Below are 3,376 nucleotides of genomic sequence, written 5' to 3' on the forward strand. Positions count from 1 at the left end.
CCCATAATAGTTAAATCATGAGTAGAAGCTGAAACATTAGTACTTATACCCAGACTTAAAGTTAATAATGTAATTAATACTAAACTAAAAATAAACCTTTTTTGATTCTTAATCAATTTTATTCCCCCTTTTTTGTTATATATTGTTATTCTTAATATAATATGTTATTAAAAAAACCGAAAATTCCTCCCTTTATTTTAAAATTTTTATAATTATTAAAATATTTTTGCAATTAATCTTTTTTAAAACAACTTTTTTCTATGTTATAATAAAAGAAATTTATAATTAAAAAGACTCAAATAAAGGGGTTAAAAATTAATGGCAGATAATAATAACTCATTATATAAATTATTTACTAAATATGGTAATATTATAGAATTAAGTTCTGGAGAAGATTTATATACTTTTAAAAGCAAAGCAAAAAATATTTATTTTATACTTAAAGGTCAGATTAAATTATTCATAAAAAATGAAGATGAAGAAGAAAAAGAATTGGATATACTCAATTCTGGAGATTTTTTAGGAGAAACTGCATTATTAAAAAATTCCAATCATACTTCCAGAGCAAAAATTTCCAGTGATGCTAATTTGTTAGTTTTCACACCTGAAAATTTTAAAAAATTAATGGCCAAACAACCTGATTTAACAGAAAAAATCATAAAAAATCTATCTGAAAGAATTCAAAAATTACAAACACCAAATTTAAATAAATCTGAAGAAAATAATAAATCTGAAGAAAATAATACAGATTATGATTATCAAAGTATAGCAGATATTAATAATTTTTATCTTAGAGAACACCAAAGCTATAACCAAAAAGCAACTGATGGTTTTAAACATTATCTTTACACAAAAGAAATTGAATGTCCTGTTTGTTCTAATAAAATGAAAGTCAAAAAAATTAGAAATTCCCGACTTAAACTTAAAGAAATTAGAGATGATTTACGTCCTATTTATAAAGATTTTAAACCTCACTGGTATAAAGTCTGGAGTTGCCCAAATTGTTTTTACACTGCCCCAAAAAGAAACTTCTTTGATCTTAATAAAAAGAAAAAGAGAAAAATCAAAGAAAAGTTCAAAAAACAAATCATAAATATTTTAGGAAATGATTATAAACCAAAATTTAGGGAACCAAGAAATTTAAATGAGGTATTTGATGCTTATTACCTCGCTATAAAATTACTTGATTTAATTAATGGAAATAGAAAAGATTATGTCTATTTATGGTTAAGAATAAGCTGGCTTTATGAAGATGCAAATGAAGAAAAATTGGTGGAAAAATCATCCTATAAAGCTATGGAATACCTGCGCGATTTTTATTATGAAGATGATTCCACCAATTTATCAAACAATCAAACAAATAAATTAATATTATTATTAGCAGTTTTATTTTATAAACATAATAAATCTGACCAGGCTATACCCCTATTAAATGATTTAATTCATGAAAATGCAACAAAGAAAGTTCATAGAAAAAAAGCCCGAGATTTATTTTTAAAAATCAGAGAAGAACAAAGAGATGAAAATAATTAATAATTCATCATCATATTATTTCCCTTTTTCAGGCTTTTTAAGTAAAACAATTGTTAAGATTAATCCTATAATTGCCAGCACAATAGTCGGATAAAATGTAAAAATATAACTTCCCAGTAGGTCTTTGATACGTCCTGAAATTAAAGTTCCCAATATAGCACCAATACCATAAGCAGTAAATACATATCCATAATTTTTACTATAATTTTTTGCTCCAAAGAAAATTCCAGTAGCTGCAGGTGCTATTGCCAGCCAGCCACCCAAATTTAACCAGAATAAAGAAAAGGCAATAGTAAAGATAATCATTTTTCCATTACCTGCATTTAACATTAGTATTGAAGCTATAATTATTAAAACATAAGAGATAATTGAAGCTATTTTTGGAGAAAATTCATCTGTTATCCAGCCAAACAATGGACGCCCCAATCCATTAAAAATTGAAAATAATGATACCATTAATGCTGCTTTAGCAGCATTTAAATTTATTATTTCAACTGCTACTGGAGTAGTAATACCTATAGCCATTAAACCAATTAAAGTACCTATAATATAATTACCCCATAGCCCATAAAATGTTTTCTTTTTAAGCATTTCAGCAGTTTTTATATTTATTGACTTGTTATTATCTGATTTATTACTATTACTAATCTTAATAGAATCAGGAAATTTTAAAGGTAATGCTAATAAAGAAATTATAACTGCAAAACCTATTCCTAATATTTTAAATGTCTTTAAAACTCCATATGATGCTACCAACATATTTGCTAAAGGTGCTGTAACAAAAGGTGATAATCCAAATCCAAGTAAAGTAAGGCCAACTGCCAACCCCTTTTTGTCTGGATACCATTTGGCAGCAACAGCAATCGGTACTCCATAAGTAATTCCAACTCCACCTCCAGCAATAATCCCATAAGTAATAGACAACATAATTATGTTTGTTGCAAAACCTGATAAAAACCACCCTAATGAAACTATCAAACCACCAATTATAGTCATAAATTTGGGATTATATTCATCTATAAATCCTCCTGCAACAGGCATCAAAACCGCGTAAAAAAACAAAAAGAACATATAGGGCAAACCACTCTGAGTAGCATTAATCTTTAGTAAATCTTCTACAGGTTTTCTAAATACACTCCAGGAATAAACTGTTCCCAAACACATAAAAATCAAAATCCCTAAAGGGATGAATATCCATCTTTTATTATTATTCTCTATCATTTTAACACCTCATATTATTTTAAGAAATTTTTATTTATATTTTTATTTAAATTTAAAAAAAGGCCAACACCTTAGTCATTCATAGTTATAAACTATGAGCAACTAAGATGTTGACCTACATTTTGACTGGTATTAAAATACCCTTCAGCTGTCTGTCAACTTATATATTAAAATTTATATTTATTCATATTTTTCTTCTAAATTCTCTTTTATAGTTAATACTATAATTTTTTCCCCAGTTTTAGTGCTTACATCAGAATGAATACTAATTATTTTTGTATCAATTATATTTTCTATTTTTTCTCTGAAATTTTCTTCTTCATTTTCAAATAATAAAGTCCTTACTTTTTTTATTAATTCTACATTATTATTTTTGGCTAATCTTTTTTCAGATACACTAAAAAAACCTTCCAGTCTAATTATAATTAGATCATTTACAATTATTGTATTGATTTTTTTTGGTCCACGACCCTGGATTTCCACTTCAAATTTTGTTACTGCTTCACTAATTTTATTTTCAATTTGACCTTTTGTCACCATATCACCCTTTAAATTTTACTACTATCATAACATTTGTATAGTATATTAACATAATTTTTTTGAAAATACAACTCAGATTTTT

General features: G+C 26.0%; 3 protein-coding genes. 1 reads left to right on the top strand and 2 read right to left on the bottom strand.

The genetic code is table 11. The features are described from left to right. Positions 1 to 318 precede the first annotated feature (318 nt). Positions 319 to 1,533, top strand: a complete 1,215-nt coding sequence (locus VJ881_10440; protein HKL76468.1) for a DUF2225 domain-containing protein — start codon at positions 319 to 321, stop codon at positions 1,531 to 1,533. Between the two features lie 15 nt (positions 1,534 to 1,548). On the opposite strand, the gene VJ881_10445 is transcribed toward VJ881_10440, so the two are convergent. Beyond that, the gene (locus VJ881_10445; GenBank protein HKL76469.1) at positions 1,549 to 2,754 is read right to left on the bottom strand and encodes an OFA family MFS transporter; all 1,206 of its coding nucleotides are present in this window, start codon (positions 2,752 to 2,754) and stop codon (positions 1,549 to 1,551) included. Between the two features lie 180 nt (positions 2,755 to 2,934). Continuing rightward, the gene (locus tag VJ881_10450; protein ID HKL76470.1) at positions 2,935 to 3,291 is read right to left on the bottom strand and encodes a DUF2294 domain-containing protein; all 357 of its coding nucleotides are present in this window, start codon (positions 3,289 to 3,291) and stop codon (positions 2,935 to 2,937) included. Positions 3,292 to 3,376 lie beyond the last annotated feature (85 nt).

It is taken from the genome of Halanaerobiales bacterium, assembly GCA_035270125.1.
In the GTDB taxonomy this organism is placed as follows: Bacteria; Bacillota; Halanaerobiia; order Halanaerobiales; family DATFIM01; genus DATFIM01.